Source organism: Peptoniphilus sp. HCN-40583 (assembly GCF_037892835.1).
GTDB lineage: Bacteria > Bacillota > Clostridia > Tissierellales > Peptoniphilaceae > Aedoeadaptatus > Aedoeadaptatus rachelemmaiella.
In genome coordinates this window covers 1-24,645 of record NZ_JBBKBU010000036.1, presented here as the reverse complement: position 1 = coordinate 24,645, position 24,645 = coordinate 1, and the positions used below count along the sequence as shown (strand labels likewise).

General features: G+C 53.9%; 25 protein-coding genes. 13 read left to right on the top strand and 12 right to left on the bottom strand.

Going from position 1 to position 24,645, the window contains the following annotated elements:
- The first annotated feature begins 64 nt into the window (after window positions 1-64).
- The gene (locus WKT05_RS09890; protein WP_340413954.1) at window positions 65-1,900 is read left to right on the top strand and encodes an acyltransferase family protein; all 1,836 of its coding nucleotides are present in this window, start codon (window positions 65-67) and stop codon (window positions 1,898-1,900) included.
- A gap of 83 nt (window positions 1,901-1,983) precedes the next feature.
- Complete coding sequence (locus WKT05_RS09885; protein WP_340413953.1) at window positions 1,984-3,057, top strand: iron-containing alcohol dehydrogenase family protein; 1,074 nt, start codon at window positions 1,984-1,986, stop codon at window positions 3,055-3,057.
- A 487-nt stretch (window positions 3,058-3,544) separates the two neighbouring features.
- On the opposite strand, the gene WKT05_RS09880 is transcribed toward WKT05_RS09885, so the two are convergent.
- From WKT05_RS09880 to cysK, 4 genes are all read right to left on the bottom strand, one after another.
- Window positions 3,545-4,540, bottom strand: a complete 996-nt coding sequence (locus WKT05_RS09880) for an SH3 domain-containing protein (protein WP_340413952.1) — start codon at window positions 4,538-4,540, stop codon at window positions 3,545-3,547.
- Complete coding sequence (locus WKT05_RS09875) at window positions 4,537-5,037, bottom strand: zinc ribbon domain-containing protein (RefSeq protein ID WP_340413951.1); 501 nt, start codon at window positions 5,035-5,037, stop codon at window positions 4,537-4,539. The genes WKT05_RS09880 and WKT05_RS09875 overlap by 4 nt, the downstream gene beginning before the upstream one ends.
- Before the next feature lie 151 nt (window positions 5,038-5,188).
- Window positions 5,189-5,761: a serine O-acetyltransferase gene (cysE, locus tag WKT05_RS09870; protein WP_340413950.1), complete on the bottom strand. Its 573-nt coding sequence runs from the start codon at window positions 5,759-5,761 to the stop codon at window positions 5,189-5,191.
- Window positions 5,762-5,764: 3 nt separating this feature from the next.
- Entirely contained in the window at window positions 5,765-6,682 is a 918-nt protein-coding gene (gene cysK / locus WKT05_RS09865) for a cysteine synthase A (protein WP_340413949.1), read from the bottom strand.
- Window positions 6,683-7,451: 769 nt separating this feature from the next.
- Between cysK and WKT05_RS09860 the strand changes: the two genes are divergently transcribed.
- Window positions 7,452-8,402, top strand: a complete 951-nt coding sequence (locus WKT05_RS09860; protein ID WP_340413948.1) for a magnesium transporter CorA family protein — start codon at window positions 7,452-7,454, stop codon at window positions 8,400-8,402.
- A 359-nt stretch (window positions 8,403-8,761) separates the two neighbouring features.
- Here WKT05_RS09860 and WKT05_RS09855 read toward each other — a convergent pair whose 3' ends face one another.
- On the bottom strand, window positions 8,762-9,202 hold the full coding sequence (locus WKT05_RS09855) for a universal stress protein (protein ID WP_340413947.1): 441 nt from the start codon (window positions 9,200-9,202) through the stop codon (window positions 8,762-8,764).
- Between the two features lie 143 nt (window positions 9,203-9,345).
- On the opposite strand from WKT05_RS09855, the gene WKT05_RS09850 reads away from it, so the two are divergent.
- The 7 genes from WKT05_RS09850 (at window position 9,346) to WKT05_RS09820 (ending at window position 14,898) form a co-directional block, all read left to right on the top strand.
- The gene (locus tag WKT05_RS09850; RefSeq protein WP_340413946.1) at window positions 9,346-10,200 is read left to right on the top strand and encodes a pirin family protein; all 855 of its coding nucleotides are present in this window, start codon (window positions 9,346-9,348) and stop codon (window positions 10,198-10,200) included.
- A 169-nt stretch (window positions 10,201-10,369) separates the two neighbouring features.
- Window positions 10,370-11,158, top strand: a complete 789-nt coding sequence (locus WKT05_RS09845; protein WP_340413945.1) for an MBL fold metallo-hydrolase — start codon at window positions 10,370-10,372, stop codon at window positions 11,156-11,158.
- Window positions 11,159-11,167: 9 nt separating this feature from the next.
- The gene (gene surE / locus WKT05_RS09840) at window positions 11,168-11,926 is read left to right on the top strand and encodes a 5'/3'-nucleotidase SurE (protein WP_340413944.1); all 759 of its coding nucleotides are present in this window, start codon (window positions 11,168-11,170) and stop codon (window positions 11,924-11,926) included.
- The gene (locus WKT05_RS09835; protein ID WP_340413943.1) at window positions 11,919-12,827 is read left to right on the top strand and encodes a DMT family transporter; all 909 of its coding nucleotides are present in this window, start codon (window positions 11,919-11,921) and stop codon (window positions 12,825-12,827) included. Before surE ends, WKT05_RS09835 begins: the two co-directional genes overlap by 8 nt.
- A gap of 74 nt (window positions 12,828-12,901) precedes the next feature.
- A complete protein-coding gene (locus WKT05_RS09830) occupies window positions 12,902-13,684 on the top strand; it encodes a hypothetical protein (protein ID WP_340413942.1) in 783 nt (260 codons plus the stop codon).
- The gene (cutA, locus tag WKT05_RS09825; RefSeq protein WP_340413941.1) at window positions 13,681-13,992 is read left to right on the top strand and encodes a divalent cation tolerance protein CutA; all 312 of its coding nucleotides are present in this window, start codon (window positions 13,681-13,683) and stop codon (window positions 13,990-13,992) included. Before WKT05_RS09830 ends, cutA begins: the two co-directional genes overlap by 4 nt.
- A 78-nt stretch (window positions 13,993-14,070) precedes the next feature.
- A complete protein-coding gene (locus tag WKT05_RS09820) occupies window positions 14,071-14,898 on the top strand; it encodes a deoxyribonuclease IV (RefSeq protein WP_340413940.1) in 828 nt (275 codons plus the stop codon).
- On the opposite strand, the gene glpK is transcribed toward WKT05_RS09820, so the two are convergent.
- The 4 genes from glpK to WKT05_RS09800 are packed head-to-tail and all read right to left on the bottom strand — an operon-like array spanning window position 14,886 to window position 18,561.
- On the bottom strand, window positions 14,886-16,367 hold the full coding sequence (gene glpK / locus WKT05_RS09815) for a glycerol kinase GlpK (protein ID WP_340413939.1): 1,482 nt from the start codon (window positions 16,365-16,367) through the stop codon (window positions 14,886-14,888). The genes WKT05_RS09820 and glpK overlap by 13 nt on opposite strands.
- A 41-nt stretch (window positions 16,368-16,408) precedes the next feature.
- The gene (locus WKT05_RS09810) at window positions 16,409-16,966 is read right to left on the bottom strand and encodes a chromate transporter (protein ID WP_340413938.1); all 558 of its coding nucleotides are present in this window, start codon (window positions 16,964-16,966) and stop codon (window positions 16,409-16,411) included.
- Window positions 16,967-16,975: 9 nt separating this feature from the next.
- The gene (locus WKT05_RS09805) at window positions 16,976-17,995 is read right to left on the bottom strand and encodes a PTS transporter subunit IIC (protein ID WP_340413937.1); all 1,020 of its coding nucleotides are present in this window, start codon (window positions 17,993-17,995) and stop codon (window positions 16,976-16,978) included.
- Window positions 17,995-18,561: a chromate transporter gene (locus tag WKT05_RS09800; RefSeq protein WP_340413936.1), complete on the bottom strand. Its 567-nt coding sequence runs from the start codon at window positions 18,559-18,561 to the stop codon at window positions 17,995-17,997. Before WKT05_RS09800 ends, WKT05_RS09805 begins: the two co-directional genes overlap by 1 nt.
- Window positions 18,562-18,626: 65 nt before the next feature.
- On the opposite strand from WKT05_RS09800, the gene proC reads away from it, so the two are divergent.
- Both proC and WKT05_RS09790 read left to right on the top strand, forming a co-directional pair.
- The gene (proC, locus tag WKT05_RS09795) at window positions 18,627-19,382 is read left to right on the top strand and encodes a pyrroline-5-carboxylate reductase (protein ID WP_340413935.1); all 756 of its coding nucleotides are present in this window, start codon (window positions 18,627-18,629) and stop codon (window positions 19,380-19,382) included.
- A gap of 82 nt (window positions 19,383-19,464) precedes the next feature.
- Entirely contained in the window at window positions 19,465-20,808 is a 1,344-nt protein-coding gene (locus WKT05_RS09790) for an MATE family efflux transporter (RefSeq protein ID WP_340413934.1), read from the top strand.
- 40 nt (window positions 20,809-20,848) lie between these two features.
- Here the strand turns inward: WKT05_RS09790 and WKT05_RS09785 are convergent, their stop codons facing one another.
- From WKT05_RS09785 to WKT05_RS09775, 3 genes are read right to left on the bottom strand one after another with little or no spacing between them, the layout of a single operon-like run.
- The gene (locus WKT05_RS09785) at window positions 20,849-21,400 is read right to left on the bottom strand and encodes a hypothetical protein (protein ID WP_340413933.1); all 552 of its coding nucleotides are present in this window, start codon (window positions 21,398-21,400) and stop codon (window positions 20,849-20,851) included.
- The gene (locus WKT05_RS09780) at window positions 21,397-22,140 is read right to left on the bottom strand and encodes a CPBP family glutamic-type intramembrane protease (RefSeq protein ID WP_340413932.1); all 744 of its coding nucleotides are present in this window, start codon (window positions 22,138-22,140) and stop codon (window positions 21,397-21,399) included. The genes WKT05_RS09785 and WKT05_RS09780 overlap by 4 nt, the downstream gene beginning before the upstream one ends.
- Entirely contained in the window at window positions 22,137-22,913 is a 777-nt protein-coding gene (locus WKT05_RS09775; RefSeq protein ID WP_340413931.1) for an IclR family transcriptional regulator, read from the bottom strand. Before WKT05_RS09775 ends, WKT05_RS09780 begins: the two co-directional genes overlap by 4 nt.
- 101 nt (window positions 22,914-23,014) lie before the next feature.
- Here WKT05_RS09775 and WKT05_RS09770 point away from each other — a divergent pair, with 101 nt between their 5' ends.
- Entirely contained in the window at window positions 23,015-24,175 is a 1,161-nt protein-coding gene (locus WKT05_RS09770; RefSeq protein WP_340413930.1) for an aminotransferase class I/II-fold pyridoxal phosphate-dependent enzyme, read from the top strand.
- Window positions 24,176-24,645: the final 470 nt, after the last annotated feature.

Sequence of the window (24,645 nt, the reverse complement as noted above, 5' to 3'; positions counted from 1 at the left end):
TTAAAAAAGACGAAAAGAATGGTCACATGGCCATTCTTTTCGTGCGTTAAGAAGGAGACTGAATGTGCACAAAGAAATAAAATCTTTTACGGGGCTTCGGGCTCTGGCCCTGTGGGGCGTGATCCTCTACCACCTCTATCCCCACAAAATCGTCGGCGGCTACCTGGGCGTGGTTATGTTTTTCCTCCTTTCCGGCTACCTGCTCATGGGCCAACACTTATCGGAAAAAAACCATGCCCCCCTTAAGAAATTTGCCAAACAATACAAAAAGCTTACGCCGCCTTTGGTCTTTGTCGTGGCCGTGGTGGTCTTCATCGCCGCCATCGCTTTTCAGGGGGAATTTCGCGACGTGGCCGCTTCGGGGATCAGCGCCATTTTCGGCGTAAACAACTACCAGCAAATTCTCCGCGGCTTCTCTTACTTCGATCTCCACGGGAAATTTTTGCCCTTTACCCACTTCTGGGCCCTGTCGGCACAACTGCAGTTTTATCTTATCTGGGCAATTTTGAGAACCTTCTGCGGAAAAAATCGGGGCAAGCTCGCCCTTTCCCTCGTCGTTACCGGGGGGATCTCCCTTCTCCTCATGCCCCTGATGACGCCCTTTACAAAAGACATTACCCGCATTTACTACGGCACGGACACCCGCTACTTCGCCTTCGCCGTGGGCGCTTTGGCCGGGCTCATCGGCGAAAAGGGCAGCTTCAAAGGCAGTCAAAAGGCGAAAACACTGCCCGCCGCGGGGCTCTTGCTTCTCATGCTCCTCTCCTTCGCCTTCTTCAGAACCTCCGCCTTCCTCTACTACGGCGGCATGGCCCTCTTCAGCATCGTGGGCGCGGCCCTCTTGCTCTATACTGCAAAAGACGACAACATGACCGCCAAGGCCCTGGGCAATCCCCTGCTTCGCTACTTCGGCACCCGCAGCTATGAGCTCTACCTGTGGCAGTACCCGGTGATGCTCGTCTTTCAACAGGCCTTCTCCCACAGCGAACTGTCCTACTTCGTTGTGGTGCTCCTTCAATTGCCCGTCCTCTTCATTTTAGGCGAAGTGACCTACCGCCTCTTTAAGCGCCCGGTGAAAAAGCGGATCTGGACCGTCTCCGCCGCCGCCCTCGTCCTTATGACACTCATCGGCACCTTTGCCTTCAGCCCCGCCCGCATGGCGGCAAAAGAAAAGGCCGAGGCGAAAAAAATCGAGGCACAGGAAAAAGAAGCGGCCAAGGCCCAGGCCCCCGAGCCCATCGACGACGAAAACCTCTCCGACGAAATCAAGGAAATCAACCGCCGCTGGCCCCAAGTGGCCCTAGGGGAAAAAGAGGTGAACGCCCTGGCCGCGCGGGACGGCCTAATGATCGGCGACAGCCTTACGGAAATGGAAGCGGAATACATTAAACTGCTTCTGCCGAAATTCACCGTCGACGGCATGAAAAATCGCCAAATGAAGAAGGGCTTGGAGGTTCTTCAAAGTCACGATTTAAGCGCCCTTTCAGAGGACGCCCCCATCGTCATTCAGCTGGGCACCAATTACGACTTCAATACCAAGGTGCTTGACGACCTCATCGCCGCCACGGGAGAGCATCCCGTGTACTTGGTCAACACGGTCATGCCCGATCCCTGGGAAGAGCCGGTGAATGAGAAGCTCGCCAATGCTGCGAAGGCGTCGAAGCGGGTACACCTTATCGACTGGCACAAAATCGCCAAGGAAGAAGACGAACTCTTTATATCCGACCACACCCACCCGAAAAATCTGGGCCTCTACCTCTTCCCCCAAGTGGTGGCCAAGGGCATTATGCCCTCGGTGAAGCCGGTGAAGGCAAAGCCGAAGGAAGACAAGGCGCCGGATGAAAAGGCAGGGGAAGATAAAAAAGAAGAGGGCCGGGAAAAGCCCGCAGAGGAAGAATAGATTCTTCCTCATTCATACTTGCGTCTCATCCCGCGGGGGTGTATAGTGTTTTTCTACTATCGCAAAGAAAAGGGGAATAGATTATGTATATGCCGAATTACCATCTGTCCAAAGACGGATACGACGAATTGCCCGACGTGCTGGCGTCGAGGGGCTTTAAAAAAGTCGCCCTCATCGGCGGCGAGCGCGCCTTAAAGGCCGCCTCGGGAAAAATTAACGACGCCCTGAAAGGAACCGACGTGGAAATCACCGGCACCTTCGTCTACGGCGTGGAGTGCACCAACGCCAACATCGAGCGGCTGAAAAATGAGCCCGCCGTGAAAGAAGCCGACGTGCTCTTCGGCATCGGCGGGGGCAAGGCCCTGGACACGACGAAAGTCCTTTCCCTCCGCGCCGACAAGCCCGCCTTTTCCTTTCCCACCATCTGTTCCAACTGCGCGGCCATGACCGCCATCGCCGTGGTCTACGACGAGTCGGGCCGGGTGGAAGGCTACGAATTTCCCAAGTCTCCCTCGGATATTTTTATCGACCTGAAAATCATCGCCGAAGCCCCTGAGATTTACTTCTGGGCCGGCATCGGCGACGGCATCAGCAAACAGGCGGAAGTCCTTTCCGCATCGAAGGGCGACGACTTGAGCCACATGGCCCGCCTGGGCGTAGGCATTGCCAAAACCTGCGAAGAGCCCTTCCTGAAGTGGGGCAAAGAAGGCCTTGAGGATGTGAAGAACAACCGCGTCTCCCGCGCCGTGGAAGAAATCGCTCTGGACGTCTTGGTCTCCACAGGCTATGTGAGCAACCTCACCAATCAGCCGGATTTCTACTACAATTCCTACATCGCCCACATCTTCTTCGACGCCGCCTGCTTGATCCCGAGAGTAGGGGAGTACCTTCACGGCGAAGTGGTCTCCTTCGGCGTCATGGTCCTTCACGCCTACGACGACAACGAGGTGGAGCTGGAAAAAATCGCCCGCTTCAATCAGTCTTTGGGCCTGCCCATTACATTGGAAGACGTGGGCCTCACGGCAGACGATCTGGACGAAATGATGACCTTCGTTCCCGAAACCACGGAATACAAGCGCTCGAGCAAACCCATTTCCGTGGAAAAAATAAAAGCCGCCGCCTTAAAGGCCGATGCCTTTGGCCGCAGCTTGAAATAAGCGCAAAACAAAACCCTGTCCGCCGACAGGGTTTTTTTCATACTGGGCTTTTTCGCTGGACGATGACAATGAGTCGGACGAGCCGTTACCATTTATAAAAATTAGACTTCTCCAACTCAAAATCTCTCTTACGCAACACGGCCCAGTAGGAATCAAATGCCGTCAGGCATTTGCACTGCTAAAAGGCGTTTGTGGGTGGATGGGGATGGGGCCCCGGGGAAGGGGCAGAGGGCGAATCGCAACGCCCTAGCCCCTTCCCCGGGTTTAAAAGCCGTGAAAGAATGAATTTTCAAGCGAAGAAAGTTTTTTGAGTTTCTAACGTCAGCTACGCTTTGATAAATCTATAACCACAGAATTGACGCTTTTTCCCCATCTCAGGGCCCCAAAACCATGTAAAAACGAATTTTTATTCAAAATAGAAAATCGGATTTTAATCAGTTGGCTATGCAATTAAATAAGGGCCTTGGGAGGAATCTCCTGGAAATATTTAAAATTCGCCGTTTAAAGTGCGGTAGGAAATCCATCCGTCGCCGATATTGCACCAGGTCCTGACGGAATCCGAGCGGGTGTCGATGACGTAGACTTCGGCGCCGCGGGTCAAAGTGTAGGCCACGGGATAATTTTTCCCTGGGCCCGTGCGCACATTGGCTTCCGCGGCGGTGACGTATTGATAGGTATAGAGAATGCGGCTCGCTTCCGAGGCCTTCTTGGCACTTTTTTTCGCCGATTCCGCGGCCTTGGCGGCTTCCGATTCCGCAGTGGCGGCGCGAATTTTTTCTTCGCTTAAATTTTTCGCCCCCTGCTTTACCTTTTGCTTCAAATCGGCCAGGCGGTCGTTGTTCGGTGCCACGGTGATAAGTTCGTTGACCATGTCCATGGCGCCGTCGAAATCGTCTCCGTCCATCCGGGCCCAAACCTCATCGGCGGCGGAACTGACCACATCCTTCGCGCCCTCTTTTGCCTCATCGGACAGATCGTTGTCGTGCTCTTCGATGGCGGTGTAAATCCGCAGAGCTTCATTGAAGGAGCCCTTTTCGAGGGCATCTTCGGCATCATCCAAAAGCGCCTGATCCTTGGCCATGGTCTTGGCGTCCTTGGCCCGCTCCTTGTAGACGCTGCGACCTATCATGTCGTAGAGCTTTTCGTACTGCTCCCGGGCCTTGTCGTAATTTTCATCTTCAATGGCGGCGGCAGCGGATTTTTCCAAGCTGATCCGCCGGCTCGTGCGGTAGATAAACACCGAGAGCACAAGAAGCACGATGATGGCGGCCACGGAAGCGGCGATGATGACGCCCTTCTTTTTGTCCACGGGCTTTTTCTCCTCGACCTCGTCGTAGCCATAGGCCGGGTCCGCATCGTAAGCGTCCACCGGTTTGATGACGGCCGTGTCCTCTACGATTTCACTCTCCAACGGTTGACCGCAGGATTTACAAAATTTTGCATCGGTTGCATTGTCTGCGCCGCAATGTAAACATTTCATCATATATCACCTAAATAAGGAGCCGTAAAAAGGGTTATGCCGGACAAAAGTACGAAGAAAACCCAGAATCCGCCGATGATCAGTTGCGCGATAAAGCAGATGAAGCCCGCCCGATTCCAGGTGTCCTGTACTTGGGAAAATTCTTCCATGTCGCGGTAGCGGTTGTTTTCATAGGCCCAAGCGTTGCCCTTAAAGCCCGCAACAAAAGGCATAATAATGTTGACGATGGGAACGAGGCACAATAGCGTTATGTAGCATCGATTGCCGATTCCCCAAATCAATGTCATGGAAAAGGCGCCCCAATTAAATCGGCCGGGCACTTGGCGGCGATTATTTTCCGGGAAGCGGTCGTAGGTAGAAGATGCCCCTTCCGGTATAGAGGCGGGTCGGTAGGAAAGGGTTTCTTCCTCCGACGCGGGGCCGTCGTCTACAGGCGCGCCGCATCCGGTACAAAACTTATCTTCAGGGGACAATTCGTGTCCGCAGTGAGTACAAAACATAATTACCTCCTTTATAAACCATGATAAAATCTTTTGAAAACAATTTCAATACAATAAGAAAGGAAAAGAAAAAACGCCTCGCGAGGAGACGTTTTTCATAGCCTTTTGATGCACCGCCGATGGAAATTGGTGCAGAGAGGCGGCTCGTAATTTAGCGGGCAGATACCTTGGAGGCGTGATGGGGGAGAGAAAACTGAAAATCCGCCGCTTTCGGGTGGGCATTTTCCGCCGGAACCCCCACCACCGTCGTGTTGTCCGCCACGGGATCCAGCACCACGGCACCGGCGCCGACCTTGGCCCCTTCGCCGATGGTAATGGGGCCCAAAACCGTGGCCCTCGCGCCGATCATGGCGCCGTCTTTCACCGTGGGATGGCGCTTGGTTTTGCTCAGGCCGCGGCCGCCTAACGTGACCCCGTGGTACAATGTGACGTCGTTGCCGATTTCCGCCGTCTCGCCGATGACCACGCCCATGCCATGGTCGATAAACAACTGCTCGCCGATGATGGCCCCCGGGTGGATCTCGATCCCCGTTTTTCTGCGGGCCCGGTGGGAAAGAAAGCGGGCCAGGGTGGTGTGGCCCTTTTTATACAGCCGATGGGCGCGGCGATGGCTCAACAGCGCCGCCACCATGGGGTAGAGAAACATGGCTTCAAATAAATTTCTGCAGGCCGGGTCCTTTTCTAAAATCACTCGGCCGATTTTTATGCGCTCCTTAAATAACATAGCCTAAAAAAGCTCCGTGGACATGTACCGTTCGGCGGCATCGGGCAGCACGGTGACGATAGTTCCTTCGAAGCGCTCCGAAAGCTTCAGGGCGGCCGCCACATTGGCGCCGGAAGAAATGCCCACGCTCAGGCCCTCTTCTGCGCTTAATTTCTTCGCCATGGCAATGGCCTCATCGCCTTCGATGGTCATGACCTCGTCCACCACCTCGGGATCGTAATTGCCGGGAATGAAATTGGCGCCGATGCCTTGAATCTTGTGGGTGCCCGCTTTATTTTCCGTAATCAACGGGCTTTCCGCCGGCTCAATGCCCACGATGTACGCGTCGGGATTTTCCGCCTTTAAGGCGCGGCCCACGCCGGTGACCGTGCCGCCGGTGCCGATGCCCGCTACAAACACCGCCACATCGCCATCAAGGGCCGACAAAATCTCCGGCCCCGTGGTGAGCTCGTGAATGCGGGGGTTGGCCGGGTTGTTAAATTGATCCGGCAAGAAATACTCGCCGGTGGCCGCCATTTCCTTGGCCTTGTTCACGGCCCCTTGCATGCCCCCCTCTTCGATTAAAATCAGTTCCGCGCCGAAAGAGCGAATCAACGCCTTGCGCTCGTCGCTCATGGAGGCGGGCATGACGATGGCCACATCATAGCCCAATTGCTTGCCCACCAACGCCAGGGCGATCCCCGTGTTGCCCGACGTGGGCTCCACAATCTTCATGCCCGGCGTGAGCACGCCGCGGTTCACTGCATCTTCGATCATGTGATAAGCCACCCGATCCTTAATGGATGCGGCGGGATTATTCTTTTCCAACTTGGCGTAAATGCGGCCGCCACCCATGGTTAATTGCACGAGGGGCGTCTTTCCGACTGTATCTAAAATATTCACTGCAAAACCAACCTTTCTGCTTTGAATTGCTTTGGTCATTGTATCGCGTAGAAAGGGGGTTGTAAACCATATTTGCTTTAAAATATTGAGGAGAAAATATTCCTCTTGTTTGCACATCCGCAAGCAAGAGGAATAGAAAAAGAGTTTTTGTTTTTTGTGTCTTTTCTTGTGATTTGTTCTTCTCCCATTTTATTTCTTCGGTGGCACACTTTATATGCACGATTTCCATCTATTTCTCTCACACCATATTTCCCGGGGGAGGGAAAAAGGGCGTCAATTCAGTGGTGATAGATTTTTAAAAGCGTAGCTAATGTTAGAAATTCAAGAAACTTTCTTCGCTTGAATATTCATTCTTACATGGCTTTGAGACCCGGGGAAGGGGCTAGGGCGTTGCGATTCGCCCTCTGCCCCTTCCCCGGGGCCCCATCCCCATCCACCCACAAACGCCTTTTAGCAGTGTAAATGCCTGACGGCATTTGATTTGTATTGGGCTTCTTCGTTTTTGAATCATTTTGATTTGGGCAAGCAATTTTCGTTGACTAATTTGTTTCTTCGCCCACCTCACATTCTTCTTCCCGCGACGTATCCCAATTAGTAGAAAATGGCGCAGGCATTTTCTTACAACTTAGGCGCGGCCAAAAAAAGGTGGGGACGGGGAAAATGCGGCCTTCCGCAAAGAAAAAAGTCGCTTGAATTCATCTCTTCGGCTATGGAAATAAAACCGCGCAAGGTGTAGAGTTTAATCAGAAGCTTATGGGAAAAATCGCCCATTGCAAATAGATTTCCACTTGATACTCGAGGAGATGCCATGAAATACTATGTTTACAACCATGATCAAATGTACAGCGTAAGGACGGAGGATTTATCAGAGAACGACACCTGCCGATGGGTTCACCTCATCGACCCGACGGAGGAGGAGATTCGGTCCTTGTCACAAAAATACAAAGTGCCCGAAAGCGTCCTCTCTTCCGTCGCCGACCCCGGGGAGGTGGCCCGAAGCGACGGCCGGGAGAGTTCGACCTACGATTTATTTATTCTCCGCTACCCGGTGGAGGTGGCGAAAGGCATTTACGAAACCCGCCCCTTGGCGATGATTAACACCGAGGAGGTGGTCATCACTGTAAAATACCAAGATGATCGGGCCTTCTCCGGCTTTTTAGAGAACAAAGGGCATCGCCTGATCAAAGACGAAAATTTTCCGAAAGAGAAAACCCTCGTCGACCTGGCTTACCATATCTGTAAATCCTATATTGATCTGACAAAAGACATTAACGCGCGCATCGAAGTGTTGGAGGGGGACATGGCCCGCTCGACGAAGAGCGAGACCATCCAACAACTCATCAAACTGTCGAGAAGTTTGATCCGCTTTTCCATGGCCACGGAGAACAATGAGTTCGTCTTACACGATTTGTTTCACCTGGATTCGCTGAACAGCTCCTCTTCCAGAAACCAACTACTCAATGATTTAAAAGTCGAAAGCACACAAGCGCGGGTCATGGTAAAAGAAGCGTCGGTGACAGTAGAAAAACTGTCCGATCTCTATTCCAGTCTCGTGGGCAATAATCTAAATGACGTCATGAAGACCCTCACCTCTATTACCATCCTCCTAACCGTCCCCACCATTATCGGCGGCTATTGGGGCATGAACACCTCGCTGCCCTTTTCAGAAGAGCCCCACGCTTTTTGGTGGCTTTTGGGGCTTACCTTTGCCGTCATCATTTTGATGTATTTTTATTTGAAGAAGAGAGACTATCTGTAATTTTCCTTTACTCGGTGGCATAAGCCATGATTGCACAGTTGAAAACGCAGCAGACAGAGCTTTGTGGTGTTTTCCCATTCGCTTATAATATGTTCTTTTATGGCTTTGAAACCCGGGGAAGGGCCCAGGACGCCCGCATTCGCCCTCTGGCCCTTCCCCGGGGCCCCATCCCCCTCGACCCTAACGCTTTTTAAATGTGCGAAGCCCTTCGGGCTTCGATTCCTGTTGGGCCGTGTTGCAAGCAAAAGAAAATGAGTTGGGGATATTATCCGGAAAGTTATTTTATTTACGGATTTTGGCGAGCCGCCTTTTCATTCCATAAAAAAAGCGCCCCGCCCTGGAGCAAGACGCTGTGTCCGTTAAATTCTGCAGTTTACCTTATTGACCAATACGGGGACCTTGGCCGCATTCAATACCCTGTCCGATACGGAGCCTAAAAGGGTTCTGGAGAAGCCGCCTAAGCCGCGACTGCCGATGACAATGAGATCCACATCTTTTTCTTCGGCACATTTGACGATTTCCTCCGATGCCCGGCCCACGCGAACGCAGGTTTCCACCTCGCCCTTGGTTTCGATAGTATTCAAAGCCTTGTCCAGGATTTGCTCGCCGCGAAGGGCCTGAGCCTTTTTAAAATCCGTGGAAAGGAAATTGCCGGGATAATGTTCGATCACATTGGCGTCTGTTAAAACAGTAAGAATAATTAACTTCGAACCGAAATTTTCAGCCAACAATTCCGCTTCTTTCAGCGCACAGTAAGAGTCTTGAGAACCGTCAATAGGGACTAAAATTTTCTTAAACATAGATACGCCTCCTTTGTATTTATATACCATAGTCGCCCTTTCTTTAAACAAATTACATTGAAATATCCGCCAAATAAAAAAATAATTTCAGGGTATCAATAAAAAGCAAGCAAAATAAGCAACAGAAAGAGAAAGGAACTGCTATGATTCGAAAAATTAAGCGCGTGGTTCGCGGCGAGGCAGGCGTCGACGGCGCCGGCGTGCACCTGACCCACGTCTTGAGCCGCCACACCATGCACGACACCGATCCCTTGCTTTTATTAGATGCCTTCGATGCCACCGATCCCGCCGATTACGTGGCGGGCTTTCCCATGCATCCCCACCGCGGCATCGAGACCCTCTCCTATGTAGTGGAAGGCAGCATGGTGCATCGAGATTCCCTGGGCAATGAAGACGCCGTTACAGACGGCGGCATTCAATGGATGACGGCAGGGGGCGGCATCCTCCACGAAGAAAAACTTCCGCCGGTGAAGCGGCTCTTCGGCGTGCAGCTCTGGCTGAATATGAAAAAAGAAGATAAATTCGCTCCGCCCGCCTACCTGGCCATCGAAAAAGACAGCATTCCGGAAATCCCCTTCGACGGCGGCTATGTGCGCCTTTTGGCGGGAAGCTACGAAGGCCGCGAAGGGCACCTCTCCGACTATGTGTCCGTAAATTACTACGACGTCCACATCGAGCCCGGCGGCACATTCCAAACCAAAGTGAGCGAGTGGGCGAACATTACCCTCTTCGCCCTCGTGGGAAGCCCCACCGTGGAAGGGGAGCCCGTAGATCACTTCGATGCCGCCATACTCGCAGACGGCGATGAGATCCGCATCGCCAACGACACGGATGAGGAAATTTCCGTGCTGCTCTTTATGGCCGAGCCAATCGACGAGCCCATCGCCTGGTGGCCCGGGCCCATCGTCATGAACACGGAAGAGGAACTGAAAGAAGCCTACGACGAAGTCAAAGCCGGCACCTTCATCAAAGATGCCATCCACATGCGTAGGGAATAAATTCAGAAAAGCTGCAAGATAATATGATTTTTCCCGAAATCGGAGGCCATCCGGTTTCGGGGATTTTTTTGTGGTCGTTTTGTAAAATTCCGGTGGGGCGCGCAAGAAGAATGTGTTTCCTCTCTTTTCCCCGGCGAAGAGTTTGCTATAATAGGCTGTGGAGGAAACTATGAAATTTTGTGCACTGGCCAGTGGCAGCAGCGGCAACTGCCAATATATAGAAACGAACGAAAAAAAGATTTTAATCGACGCGGGTTTAAGCGGCAAGGCCATCGAGGAAAATTTACGGGCCGTGGGCGTGGAGCCGTCGGAACTGGACGGCATTTTCGTCACCCACGAGCACAGCGATCACGTAAAGGGCGTGGGGATTTTGGCCCGCCGCTGGGGCCTGGATGTCTTCGCCAATGAAAACACCTGGCAGGCCATGGCGAAGACGGTGAAGCGTATTGACGATCACAAGCGCCACGTCTTTCTCACGAAGCAGCCTTTTTCCTACGGGGACATTGACATCGTGCCCATGGGGCTCTTTCACGACGCCGCCGAGGGCACGGGCTTTGTGATCCGCTCCGGCGGCAAGAAGCTTTCCGTGCTCACGGACACGGGCTGGGTGAATACGTCCATGCTTGAGAAGATGAGCGGCAGTGATCTCTATTACATCGAGAGCAATCACGACGCGGATATGCTGGAAAACGGGCCCTATTCCCGCATGTTGAAGGATCGAATCGCTTCGACCCGGGGCCATTTGTCCAACGAGCACTGCGGGGAGCTTTTGACGGGGCTCTTGGAGAAAAAGGGCGAGTTTGTGATCTTGGCCCATTTGTCTGAGGAGAATAATCGCCCCCTGTTGGCGGCGAGAGCCACCCGGGAAATTTTGGCGGAACACGCCATTTACGAAGGCAGGGATTTTATTTTGGAAGTGGCCAAGGCCAAGGTGCCTTCCCGCTTCATCGAGCTCTAAGGAGGAAGCATGAAAATTCTTTTAACCAACGACGACGGGTATTTTGCGCCGGGCATACAAGCTTTGGCCAAGGTGTTGGCAGAGGAACACGAGGTGGTAGTGATTGCGCCGGAGGAGGAACATTCCGGCCAAAGCCACGCCATTACCATTAAGCATTCTCTGATCGTAAAGTCCGTGGAAATCGAAGGGGTGGACGTGGCGGCCTACAGCGTCAGCGGCACACCGGCGGATTGTGTGCGGGCAGGGCTCGACAAGATCGTGCCCTTCAAGCCCGATGTGATTTTCTCCGGCTGCAATGCGGGCTACAATGCGGGCATGGACATTATTTATTCCGGAACGGTGAGCGCCGCCTTGGAAGGGGTGCTTTTGGGGATTCCCTCCGTGGCCGTCAGCGCCCGCTGGGTGAAGGGCCAATGCCGCTACGACACGGCAGCGGCTGTGGCGAAAAAGATTTTCGACAAGGTGAAGAAGCCTTTCCTTTCTTCGGCGAAGCCCATGGTGTTGAATATTAATGTGCCTTATTTAGACGAGGAGGATTTAAAGGGCCTTCGCGTGGCGGAAATCGGCTCCAATGCCTACGACTATTATTTTGAAGAGGAAATCGAAGGGGAGCGCCGCCTCACCTTAAAGGGCAGAAGCACCATGGAACACCTTTCGGGCACGGATCGCTACTATTTGGAGCGGGATTATGTCACGGTGACGCCGGTGGTCTACGGCATGGCGGATCCGGAGGAGATGGACCGGCTGAAGAGTTGGTTAGATGACTAGGGCACTCTCGAAAAAGGCACGGGCCAATCTCATGCTCCTCGCCCTGGCCATGATTTGGGGCGGCTGTTTCGTGGCGGCGAAAATCGCCATGGAAAGTTTCGACGCCTATTTCATTATGGTGCTGCGCTTTTTTGCCGGGGCGGCGGCCCTGTGTTTGCTCTTTCCCAAGGAGCGGAAAAAGATCGACAGGATCACGGTAATCGGGGCATCGGAAGTGAGCCTTTTAATGGCGGTGAGCACGGCCTTTCAAATGGAGGGCTTGAAATTTACGACGCCTGCCAATCAAACCTTTATTCTCGTGATTTACGTGGTGCTCGTGCCCCTTATTCGCTTCGTCATCGCCGGGATTCGCCCGGGCAAGCACATGGTGGTGGCGGCCATACTCACGGTTATCGGCGTGGGCTTTTTGACCCTGGGTCCCTCCCTCGTACTCAACCGCGGAGACGCCCTGAGCTTTATTATGGCCCTTCTTTTTTCCATCGAAATTATTCGCATCGACCACTACATGCCCAAAGTTCAAAGCGCCATCGCCTTTACCATGGTGCAGCTTTTCGTGGCGGGGCTCGCCTCGGTGGTGATCTTTTTCATTTTCGGCGAGGGCACGGTCATCGCCCCGGTGACCTACAAGACGTTCCTGGCCATGGGCTACATCGTGCTCTTGAACACGGTGGTGGCTTTTTACCTGCAAAACGGCGCCCAACGGGACGCAAGCCCCGAGGAGAGCGCCTTGATTATGAGCACGGAATCCCTTTTCGGCACCTTCGCCGCCTATTTTTTCGCCGGCGAGGTCTTTTATCCGAAGAAGATTTTGGGCTGCATCTTAATCCTTGCCGGGCAATTCGTGTCCCAGGCTCTGCCCGCCATTCGAAAAATCAACGGCAAACGACGAATTTCTGCGTAAAAAATCGTGGGATGTCTCCCTGTCTTGGGTATAAGTAAAGGCAAACCCTATTCAACATCCGAAAGGAGCTTCTTATGAAAAAAACAACCATGGAAATTTACAAAGCCATGTTTCCCAGTTTACTTATTTATCTTTTAATCGTCGCGGGATTCACCCAAATTTTTAACATGATGGGCCTGGGCACCGACGCCTTTATGACACCGGGGGCAAACCCCGCCATGCCCATGCCGGAATTTCACTTCGGCGCCATGGCAGGCGTATCCCTTCTCGTTCATACGATTTATTTAATCGCCGTGGGCCTCGTGGGCTACGGCCTGATTCTCATGATCTATCGCATGGCTCGCTACGACACAACACCGGAATTTGTCGACGCTTTTTACTTTTTTAACCCGAAGCTGGTCTCTTCGATTGGCACTTATATTATCGAAAAAATTCTCACCGTCGTTTTTTTCTTCTTGCTCATTGTGCCGGCGATCATCTTTTCTCTGGCCATGGTGCCCCTAGGTGCCGTCATCGGCATCGACGGCATTCGCGGGCGAGAAGGCGCCTTTACGCCCATTAGAGAATCCTGGCAAATCACCAAGGGCCACAAGGGCATGATTTTCGGGCGAATGGCCATCGTCATAATCATCTTTCTCGTGTTTTCCGGGGGCATCGGCTTGGCCGCTGCGGCATCGGGCATGACCCAGGGCGCGTTGATGAAGGTGTTGAATGTCGTGAGCACGGTCATCTTCGGGCTCATCAGCTACGTCGCCGTCGTGGATATTATCCGCGAACTCGTGGCCCGCGGCGCCTTCGATGCCATCGACCCGATTCATGAAGACATTGAGGATGATATGGAAGGGGAGGTTCTATGAGTTATTTAAAAGTTGAAATTTTCATACCGGAAGATTTCGTCGTGGAGCTCGCCAATGATTTAAACGAAGCGGACATTTTCCGCGAAGGCAATTACGACTACACCTTCAGCCTGACGAAGGTGGAAGGCCACTGGCGGCCCCTGGAAGGCGCCGATCCCTACGACGGCGTCATCGGTCAGGTGCAGACGCGGGAGGAAATGAAAATGGAATTTCGCATCGACGAAGAGGACCGGGAAGAAGTGCAGCGGATCATCGACCGCATCCATCCCTACGAGGTGCCGGTGGTGAACTACATTCCTCTGGCTTAGTTGAGATTTTTGGGAAGAGTGCCTGCGGGCACTTTTTTCTTGTGTCTTTTGAGGATTTAAGAAGGAAAGGAAAATAGGATGCTTAGGATCGGTTACCACACGTCGACGACTTCGGGCTTTGTCAAGGCCATGGAAGAAGTGAAGGCCTACGGGGCGACTACCTATCAATTTTTCACCAGGAATCCCCGGGGCTCCAAGGCGCGGGCGCTTGATGTGGCGGACATGGAAAAGTTTATTCGCATGAAAAAGGATTTCGGCCCCATCGTCGCCCACGCCGCCTACACCATGAACCTGGCCTCGAGCCGGGAAGACGTGCGGGAAAAAAGCTTCGAGATCTTCACTTCAGACATGGATCTTCTCGCCAACTACCCGGAGGATACGGTCTACGTCTTTCATCCGGGAAGCCACACGAAAGACGGTGGGTCGGTGGGCATCCGCCGAATCATCGACGCCATGGATCGGGGGAAGGAATTATTTCCCCACCGGGCCATTTGCCTCGAGACCATGAGCGGTAAGGGCACGGAAATCGGCTGGCGGCTTGAGGAGATCGCAGAAATCATCGACGCCCTGGCATCGAAGGATGTAGGCGTGGTCTTGGATACCTGCCATTTGTTCAGCGCCGGCTACGATTTGTCGGATCCCGAGAAATTTTTTCATACATTCGACGAATTAATCGGCATTGAAAAAATAAAGGCCGTCCACGTGAACGACTCCCTCACCCCATTCGGCGCAAAAAAAGATCGCCACGCACCGGTGGGTGCGGGCGAAATCGGTTTGGACGTGCTCGGGCGGTTTCTCTATGCCCATCCCGTGAGGGATCTTCCCATGATTTTGGAAACCCCGGGGGAGGGAGCGGATCACGAAAAAGAAATTCAGCGCCTAAACGCCTTCGGTCAATCCATGTGATTGGCCATGGTGACGGCGACGGCTTTTTTCCAGCGGGCGCGCTCCGCCGTGAGGTCGGCGCCTGAGGGGGCGAGCACTTGGGCCTTTGAGGCCCGTTTTTTTATGTCCGAAAGGTCCTTGTAGAGGCCGCAGCCCATGCCCGCCATAAAGGCGGCGCCCAGTGCCGTGGTTTCCACCAATGCCGGCCGGTGGACGGAGCGGTGAATGGCATCGGCCAAGGTCTTCATGAGGTAGTCGTTGTGGCTCACGCCGCCGTCGACGAGAATGCGGTCGTGGCTCGCCTGCAAATCTTTTTCCATGGCGTCGATAACATCGGCACTCATGTAGGCGATGGCATCCAGAGCCGCCTTCACCAAGTGGGCTTTGGTGGTGGAGCGGCTGATACCGAAAATAGTGCCGCGGGCTTCCGGATCCCAATAGGGGGTGCCCAGGCCCGTAAAGGCGGGGACGAAGAGCATGGGATTTTTCTCCTTCACGCTTTCAGCCAAGGCCGCCGTCTCTTCCGGGGAGGCCACGAGGCCCAAATCCTCTTTCAGCCATTGAATCACGCTGCCGCAGGCGAAAATGCTTCCCTCCATGGCGTAGATCGGCCCCTCGCCGATGTCCCAGGCACAGGAGGAGAGGAGGCCGTGTTCGCTGATAATGGGTTTGTGCCCCGTATTCATCAAGACGAAGGCGCCGGTGCCGAAGGTGCTTTTCACTTCGCCCACCTCAAAGCATTGCTCACCGAAGAGGGCGGATTGTTGATCGCCGATCATGCCCGTAATGGGAATGGAGATGCCGAAGTGTTCTGCCAAGGTGTTTCCGAAATGGGCCGCCGTGGGCAGTACTTCCGGCAAACAGGCACGAGGAATGTTGAAAAGTTTTAACAACTCCTCGTCCCAATCCAGGCTGTGGATATTAAAGAGCATGGTGCGTGAGGCGTTGGAAATGTCCGTGCGGTGCACGCCGCCGGTTAAGTGGTAGAGGAGAAAGCTGTCTACGGTGCCGAAAAGGACCTCGCCTTTTTCCGCCTTCTCCCGCGCCCCTTCCACGTGGTCGAGGATGTAGGCAATTTTCGTGGCGGAAAAATAGGCGTCCACCTCAAGTCCCGTCTTTTCGCGGATCATGTCGCTGTAGCCCGCTTCTTTCACGGCCTCCGCCCGATCGGCGGTGCGGCGGCATTGCCACACAATGGCCGGGGCGATGGCCCTGCCTGTTTTCTTGTCCCAAAGAATGGTGGTCTCCCGCTGATTGGTAATGCCCATGGCCACAATGTCTTTTCGATCCACCTGGGCCTGGGCGATGGCTTCGGCGCAGACGCCGACGGTGGTGGCTAAAATTTCCGCGGGATCCTGTTCCACCCAGCCCGGTTGGGGAAAGAATTGGCGGAAGGATTTTTGCGCCACGGAGATAACCCGGGCATCTTCGTCAAAGAGAATGGCCCGATTGGACGTGGTGCCCGCGTCGATGGCCAGAATGTATTTCATGATTCACCTCGGTTGAAAAATTCCCCGCAAGGGGGTGCAGTCTAGGATACAAGGGGCAAGGCCAGTTTCAGAACGATGCCTAAGACGGCGCCTAACATAATGAGCTTGATAAGATCCATTTTTTTCGCATAGAGCACGCCGCCGACGACAAAGGTAATGAGGGCGACGATTTCAAGGCCGCCCCCTTCCGGCCACAGGGCGTTTTTAAACATGTCATAGGAAGCGATGAAGATCAGGCCGATAATCCCCGCCTTGATTCCCCGAAGGAGCATGTCCATCAGGCGGAAGGAGCGCTGTTTCGTAAAGAGGAAGTAGGCCAAAGTGAGGATGATGATGGTTTGCGGCGCCGTCACCCCCGCCGTCGCCACCACGGAGCCCACGGGCCCGGCCACTTGGGCGCCGACAAAGGTGGCGCTGTTAATGGCAATGGGGCCCGGGGTCATTTGGCTGATGGTCACCAGATCCGTAAACTGGGTCATGGTGAGCCAGCCTTCCCGCTCCACGATAAATTGTTGGATCAGGGGAATGGTGGCGTAGCCGCCGCCGAAGGAGAAGAGGCCGATTTTAAAGAATTCAAAAAATAATTTCGCAAGTAACATGGCCATCTCCTAAATATCCAAGCGCATATCCCCGTCGGCGATCCAGCCCCGCTTTTTCATGGCGCGGTAGACGATGTAGCTGATGATGGCGGGAAGGATGACGTGGAGCATGACGATGACGAGGATGAGCTTGGCAAAGGGCATGGCCCCTTCCATGGCTTGAATGGTGCCGATTTGTCCCACGAGACCGCTGGTGCCCATGCCACTTCCCAGGGGCGTGTTTTCCAGTTTAAAGACCACGGTGGAAAGGGGCGCGATCACGGCGCCGGCCACGGTGGGCGGAATCCAAATTCTGGGGTTTTTCACGATGTTGGGCATTTGAAGCATGCTTGTCCCGAGGCCTTGGGCGAAGAGGCCGTCGAAGCCGTTGTCCTTAAAGGAGATGACGGCAAAGCCGATCATTTGCGCCGAGCAGCCGATGGTGGCCGCTCCGCCGGCGAGGCCCGCCAGGGAAAGCATCATGCAAATGGCGGCGCTCGAAATGGGCAGGGTGAGGGCGATGCCCACGATGGTGGCGACTAGAATCCCCATGAGGAAGGGCTGCTGTTCCGTAGCGGCCATAATCAGTTTGCCCACGCTTTCCATAAGCCATTGAATGGAAGGGCCCACCAAGACGGCGATCAATGTCCCGGTGAGGACAGTTACCGCCGGGGTGACGAGAATGTCCACCCGGGTTTCCTTACTGATGAGCTTGCCCGCTTCCGCCGCCACAATGGCCGCGATGTAGACGGCCACCGGGCCACCGATTTTGTAGCTCGCCGCTCCCACGACAGAAGAGGCGAAGAGCACCAAGGGCGGCGCATCCAATGCAAAGGCGATGGACATGGCGATGGCGGGGCCTGTGGCCGCCTGGGCCATGGGCCAAAGGGTCTCCGTTAAAAAGGGAATGTTCAGCTGGGTGCCGATGGTGTTTAAAATGGTGCCGATCAGCAACGTGGCGAAGAGGCCGTAGGCCATGGCGCCCAAGGCGTCGATGCCGTAGGTCTTTAAATTCGGGTGCACGTTTTTCTTGTGCAAAAACTCTTTCATCAGTGTCCTTCTTTCGTGTAATCTTCAAATTTCGTGATGCAAATGCCGCTGAAACCTAAAAGCAAAATAATCAGTGCCGTATTAATATCCGTAAACATCCCCAGGGCCGTGGCCACGAGAATCATCAACACGGAAAAGCCGTGGTCGTCTTTTATGGCCCGCTTGCCCATGCGGTAGGTGGTGAGAAAGAGTACGGCGGAAATAATGCCGCTGATCCCTACCAAAGCCGCGTTCACGTAAAAATTCGAGCGGAATTGGCGGTAGGCCATATTAATGGAGAGAATAATCACCAAACAGGGCAGTACGCTTGCGATGAGACACACCGCCGCCCCCGCCGGTCCCCGCAATTTGTATCCCGTTAAGAGGGAGGCGGAGATGGCCATGGCGCCGGGCCCTGACTGAGCCAGAGCCACGATGTCCAACATATCGTCTTCGCTGATTAAAGGCTGGTGCTCTACAAACTCGTCCCGAATAATGGGCACGATGGTGTAGCCGCCGCCGAATGTAAAGGTATTGATCTTTAGAAAAGTAAAAAATAATTTTTTCAGAGAAATCGTCTTATCCATGCATGACCTCCTGTTCAATAGTATACTGTAAGGAGAATAGTGCTTCAAGAAAGGAAGGGATGCAAATGAACATTGGCATTATCGGTCTCGGCAACATGGGCCGGGCCCTTTACGATGTGTTTTTAAAAGAAGGTCACGATCTTTTCGTCGGCTGCCCCCGCGAAAAGGACATCGCCACCTTCCAAACCCGGGACAACAGCGCCGTCGTGGACCATTCCGACATTTTGTTTATCGCCACCAAGCCCTACATGGTGGAGGCGGTGATGAAAGAGATCGCGCCGAAGGTGGAAGGGCAGATCATCGTGTCCATGGCTGCAGGGGTGAGCCTTAACAGGCTTCAAAAAATGGCGCCTACGGAAAAAATCATCCGCATCTTGCCCAACACCCCCGTCGCCGTGGGACGCGGCGTCATCGCCTACACCCCGGGCTACGCCATGAGCGACGAGGAAAAAGCATCCTTTGAAGCGCTCTTAAAAGGCGCGGGAGACATCATCGAGGTGGACGAAAAAGATCTGGACATCGTCACCGCCTTAACCGGCGCCACCCCGGCCTTTGTGGCTATGGCCATCGAAGGCTTCGTCGACGGCGCCTGCGCCTGCGGCATGAAGCGGGATTTGGCCTACACCTTGGCGGCGAAAGCCGTGGCGGGCACCTGCGATCTTATGACGGAAAAGGACCTGCATCCCGGTCAGCTGAAAGACGGAGTCACCTCTCCCGCCGGCGCCACCATCGAAGGGGTCATGGTTTTGGAATCCATGGCCATGCGCTACGCCTTTGCCCAATCCATTATTAAAACCGTAGAAAAGGGAAAGAAGCTGTAAAATTCAGCCGTTTCTGTGGGAATATTCCCCGGCTTGTGTTAAGATAGGTCATCGTGTCATTGAGAAAAGAAAGGGAGGGACTATGAAGCGAGAAAATGTCAATCTAACCGAAGGCGTCATTTGGAAACGACTCCTTACCTTCACGCTGCCCCTTCTGCTCTCCGCTTTACTGCAGCAGCTCTATAATACGGTGGACCTTTTAATCGTCGGCCGCTTCGCCGGAAAAATCGACATGGCCGCCATCGGCGCATCCGGCGCCATCACCGTTCTCGTCGTGGCCCTGTTTATGGGCCTTTCCACCGGGACATCCGTTTTGGTGGCCCAATACTACGGCGCGAAAGATCGGGCCAATCTGGGAAAAGTGGTACATACCAATTTCGCCATCGCCCTTTATGGCGGCTTGGCCCTTACTATAATTACCGTCGCCTTTACGCCGCAGTTTCTCGCCTGGATCGATACGCCGGCGGAAGTTATGGGCTCGGCCATTCGCTACATGCGCATTCTTTTTGCGGGGCTGATTCCCGTCATGGTCTATAATATGGGCTCGGCGGTTTTAAGAAGCGTTGGCGACAGCGTACGCCCCTTCAATTTCCTTGCCATTGCCGCAGGACTGAACATCCTTCTCGATTTGATTTTCGTCGGCGTGCTGAAAATGGGCGCCGTCGGGGCAGGGATCGCCACGGCCTTGGCCCAATCCGTTTCGGGCATCCTCGTTATGCTGAGCCTTTTAAAGACCACGGACATTTACCGCCTGCGTCTGAAGCGCATTCGCTTCCACAAGGCATCCTTGGAACGCATCGTGGCCATCGGCTTGCCCGCCGCCATCTCCGGGGGCCTCATCGCCCTGTCCAATGTCATCATTCAGGCACAGATCAATGTTTTCGGTGCCCAGGCCATCGCCGGGGTGGCTGCGGCGAGCCGGGTCGACGGCTTCGTCTTCACATCCCTTGAGGCCTTCGCCCTGGCCATTACCACCTTCGTGGGGCAAAACATCGGCGCGAAACAGCACAAGCGTCTGAAATCCGGCATTGTCACCGCCCTGGCCATGACCCTTATCTTCGTGGCCTCCGTCTCCTCCATCCTCGTGATCTTCCGCACGCCCCTTATGAAAATTTTCACCATGGAAAAAGACGTCATCTTCTACGGGGCGAAAATGATCGTGATCCTGGCGCCCTTCTACGTGATTTTTTCCACGACGGAAGTCCTCTCCGGGGCCATTCGGGGAAGCGGCACCGCCGTACCCATTATGGTCATCACCTTAATCGGCATGTTCATCATTCGCCTGAGCTGGATCTTTATCGCCATGCCCATGTACAAAACCATCGATATTATCTGCTGGAGCTACCCCATTAGCTGGGTCTTCACCTGGATTTTGACCATGATTTATTACTTCAAGGGCAAGTGGCGCGTGAACATGGATGCGTAGAAAGCAAAAAAAAAAGGTTGTCGCAAATGCGGCAGCCTTTTTATTTTACCGTGCATAAATTTCCGTCACGATGGTAATTCAATTCACTCCCGTCCAACAAGCCCTCCCACCAGGCGGCGATAAGAGCGTCGTAAAGGCCGGCTTCGTCGTAGTATTCGCCGTGGACGTCTCGCGTGATGCGCCAGGCGACGCCTTCTTCCGCCTCTTCAGGCATGTGAACGCGGTCGCAGGGCATGCCGTTTAAAAAGCGGCGATTGTAGAGGATGAAGGCCTCATCGGCGCTTCCTGAAAAAGCTTCCTTTCGGCCGAAGTCTTTGACGGCATCCATTAGCCCGGCGCGGTCTTTTTTCGCCAGGGCGCAGGCCGCAAAAGCCAAGCGCTTTTCCGCCAGCACCACACGCTCGGCGAGCCAGCCGTGAATGTTTCCCTCATCGATTACCGCTTCCAGGGGCTCTTTTTCGATGGCGGGGAAATTTTCCTCCAGAGCCCGGGCCGCGAATGGATCTTTTTCAGCCAGTGCGGTGGCCAAATCGTCGGTGTAGTGAATTTTATCGTACATTATTTGGTGAATCGGTGCTAAAAATAAACTCATAAATCCTCCTCGTCGGTATCTTTTCTTCTATAATAAGGCCCCCGGGGCTTTGATGCCGTAACTTTCGTTACGAAGCAATAAAAGAGACAGCAGCCGCAGAAGAAAAGCAGGTGATCCGCCGGAGAAAAGGCGGCGTGAAAAAACAGGGGCAGGGCATTATGTAGGCTGTGAAGAAAAATCGCCGTGGCGAGGCCGGAAAAATCGTAGATGCCGTCGATTAAAAGGCTTAGAGCGGCGGCGTGAATGATTTGTATGGCCCCGTAGCCCGCCGTCGGGTGAAAGGGCACGTGCCAAATGCCCCAGAGCAGGCCCAAAAAGAGGGCGGGGAAAAAGCCCGAGCCCAATCGCTTCCGCAAGACCTCCCGCAGAAACACCTCCTCCGATGCCACGAAGAGAAGATTCACAAAGGCGTAGGAGAAAGGGGCGCTCGAGGGAGAAAAGGTGCCGCGAAAGGCCAAGAGCCCGCCTTGAAGAAGGATGAGAAAGAAGATGGCGGGCAGATAAAGGGGCCGCTTCATCCGAGGCAGGCCATAGGCGAGGAGCAAAATCGAGGCGACGAGGGCTGCAGGTGCTCCGTCGATGCCGAGAAGGGCAAGGGCGAGGGCGAAAAGAAAAAAGGCGAGGGCTGCGATTCTTATCGCCGGCCGCTTTTTTAATGCCCACAAAAGCCCGGGCACGAGCAGGGCCACGCTTTGCATCGTCGAAAAAACAACGGGCCCGAGAAAATAAAGAAAAATCACAGAGACAAAAGGGTCCCCAAGCCCGGTTCCGCCGCCAAAGCATCGGCCACATCGGCCAAGGCCTCTTCCAGTCTCTCCATGCCCTTGTGCTCCAAGCGGCTCGTGGGGCCGGAGAGGCTCACCCCGGCGATGAGCTTGCCGTTAAAATACACGCCCTTGGCCATGCAGGTCAGGCCGTATTCATACTCTTCCCGGTCGTGGGCCGTGCCCGTTTCCACCACCTCACGCAAATCCGCGGCAAGGGCCTCCTTCGTCGTCAGCGTGGAAATGGTGCGGGGGGCCAGTTCGTGGCGAGCGAGGTAGCGATCCAAAGCCTCTTCTTCGTACTCGGCGAGAAAAATCTTGCCGATGGCGGAGCAATACAGGGGCGCCACGGGAATTAAGTGGCGCATAATATAGAAATCTTCCCCGGCCACCGTGTCCAAGACCACAATGGTGTCGTCGGCGCAAATCCCTAGATTCAAACTTTCCCCCATGGTGGCCACGGCCCGCTCCATAATGGGCCGCGTCACCGTGGTGAAATCCCAACGATTGCGCACCTCGGCGTCGTAGGGAATAAAGCCCAGGCCCAATCGGTAGCGATCCTCCCTGTCCTTGGCCACGAAATGCTCCCGCTCCAAAGTGTAGAGAATTTTAAACACGCTGGCCTTGGGCAGATTCAGGCGATTTGCAATGTCGCCCGTGCCGTGGGCGCCGCCGTTTTCCAAGAGAAAATGCAAAATTTGCAGTGCCTTCTCCACCATGGGCACTGTGTAGTCCGATTTTTTTGCCATTCCGCGAAGCCTCCTTTATAATAGAACCATTCCTAAACCGATCACAAAGATTCTTGCAATAATTTTAGTATAGCAGAAAAGGAAGCCACAGAGGAGGAAGCATGAAGAAGCCCTTAATTTCGAAAAAATATGCAGCCCAAGGAAGCGGTGCTTTGGCGGCCGGCGCCGATTTGGCCAAAGCCCATCCCGATGTGGTGGACTTCACCTTAGGCGATCCCGACCTTACCACGCCTGTAGCCATCATCGATGCCGCCGCGGCAGATGCCCGCGCCGGCCACACCCACTACACCAATAGCCGAGGCGACGAAGCGCTCATCGCCGCCATTGTGGATTTTCAAAAAGAGGCATACGGCGTCGATCTTTCGCCTGACAATGTCTTCGTCACCACCTCCGCCTGCCACGGCATGTGGCTCGTCCTCGAAACCATGCTCGATGAAGGCGACGAAGTCATGATTATCGAGCCCTACTTCGCCCCCTACGCCGATCAGGTGAAAATGGCAGGGGGCGTGCCCGTGTTTATTCCCACCGATCCCGAGGCGGGCTTTCGCCCAAACATCGATGTGATTCGCGAAAAAGTCACGGACAAAACCAAGGCCCTGATCGTCAACACGCCAAACAATCCCTCGGGCCTGTGCTTGAAAAAAGAAGAGCTCGAAGCCCTGGGCCGCTTGGCGGAAGAAAAAGACTTCTATCTAATAGCCGACGATATTTACACCGCCTTTTCCTACGACGGGCCCTTTGTTCCCATGGCATCCTTGGATGCGTGCAAAGACCGCACCATTACCCTGCGCTCCTTCTCCAAAAACTTCGCCATGACCGGCTGGCGCATCGGCTACATCTTAGGGGAGAGAAACTTCATTGCCGCGGCGAAATCCGTGAACGAAAATAATGTCTACACCGCCCCTGCCATCTCCCAGCGCGCCGCCCTCTACGCCCTCACCCATCGCGAAGAAGTGCAGCCTGCGGTGGTGGAAGAATTTAAAAAGCGCACCTTCCACGCCTACGAACGGCTCAAGCGCCTCAACAACATTCGCATCGCCTACCCCACAGGCACCTTCTACCTCTTCGTGGACATTCGCCCCACGGGCCTTACCGAAGATGAGGTGTGGCAAAAGCTTATAGACGAAGCCCACGTCCTCACCGTGAAAGGCTCCGCCTTCGGCGAAAGCGGCCGCGGCTTCTTGCGCCTCGCCGTCACCGTCGGCGTGGATGAAATCGACAAAGCCTTCGACCGCATCGAAAAAATGGAAATCTTTCAATAAAAAGAAGCGATAAAAAAGACGCCCCTCCGAAGAGGGGCGTCTTTCGCTCTATTAAACAAAGGAGCACCATCAGACATAGATGAATGGATGTAGGATTCCCTACGCTTTTATTTTAGCAGAAAGAAAGCCCGATGTCACAATATTTACCAAGTATTTACTATTCAATCGAAATACACCCTGGAGAAAAGCAATTTGCCAGAGAAAATAGAAGTAAAATAACCCGAATGTTAGTATCGGAAAAACAAAAATCCATGTTGACAGAACCCGTCTTCGATGCTACCATATTTAAGTCGCCTCGAAAGAGAGAAAGCCGTCGAGAAAAAAGTTGAAAAACATCTTGACAGTTTAGATCTCGCGAGGTAAGATATAAAAGTTATCGCGCAAGGCGTGCGGAAAAGAATTTTTACAAAATCTTAAAAAGTTCTTGACAAAGCATTCCCTGCGAGATATACTAAATAAGCTGTTTCGAA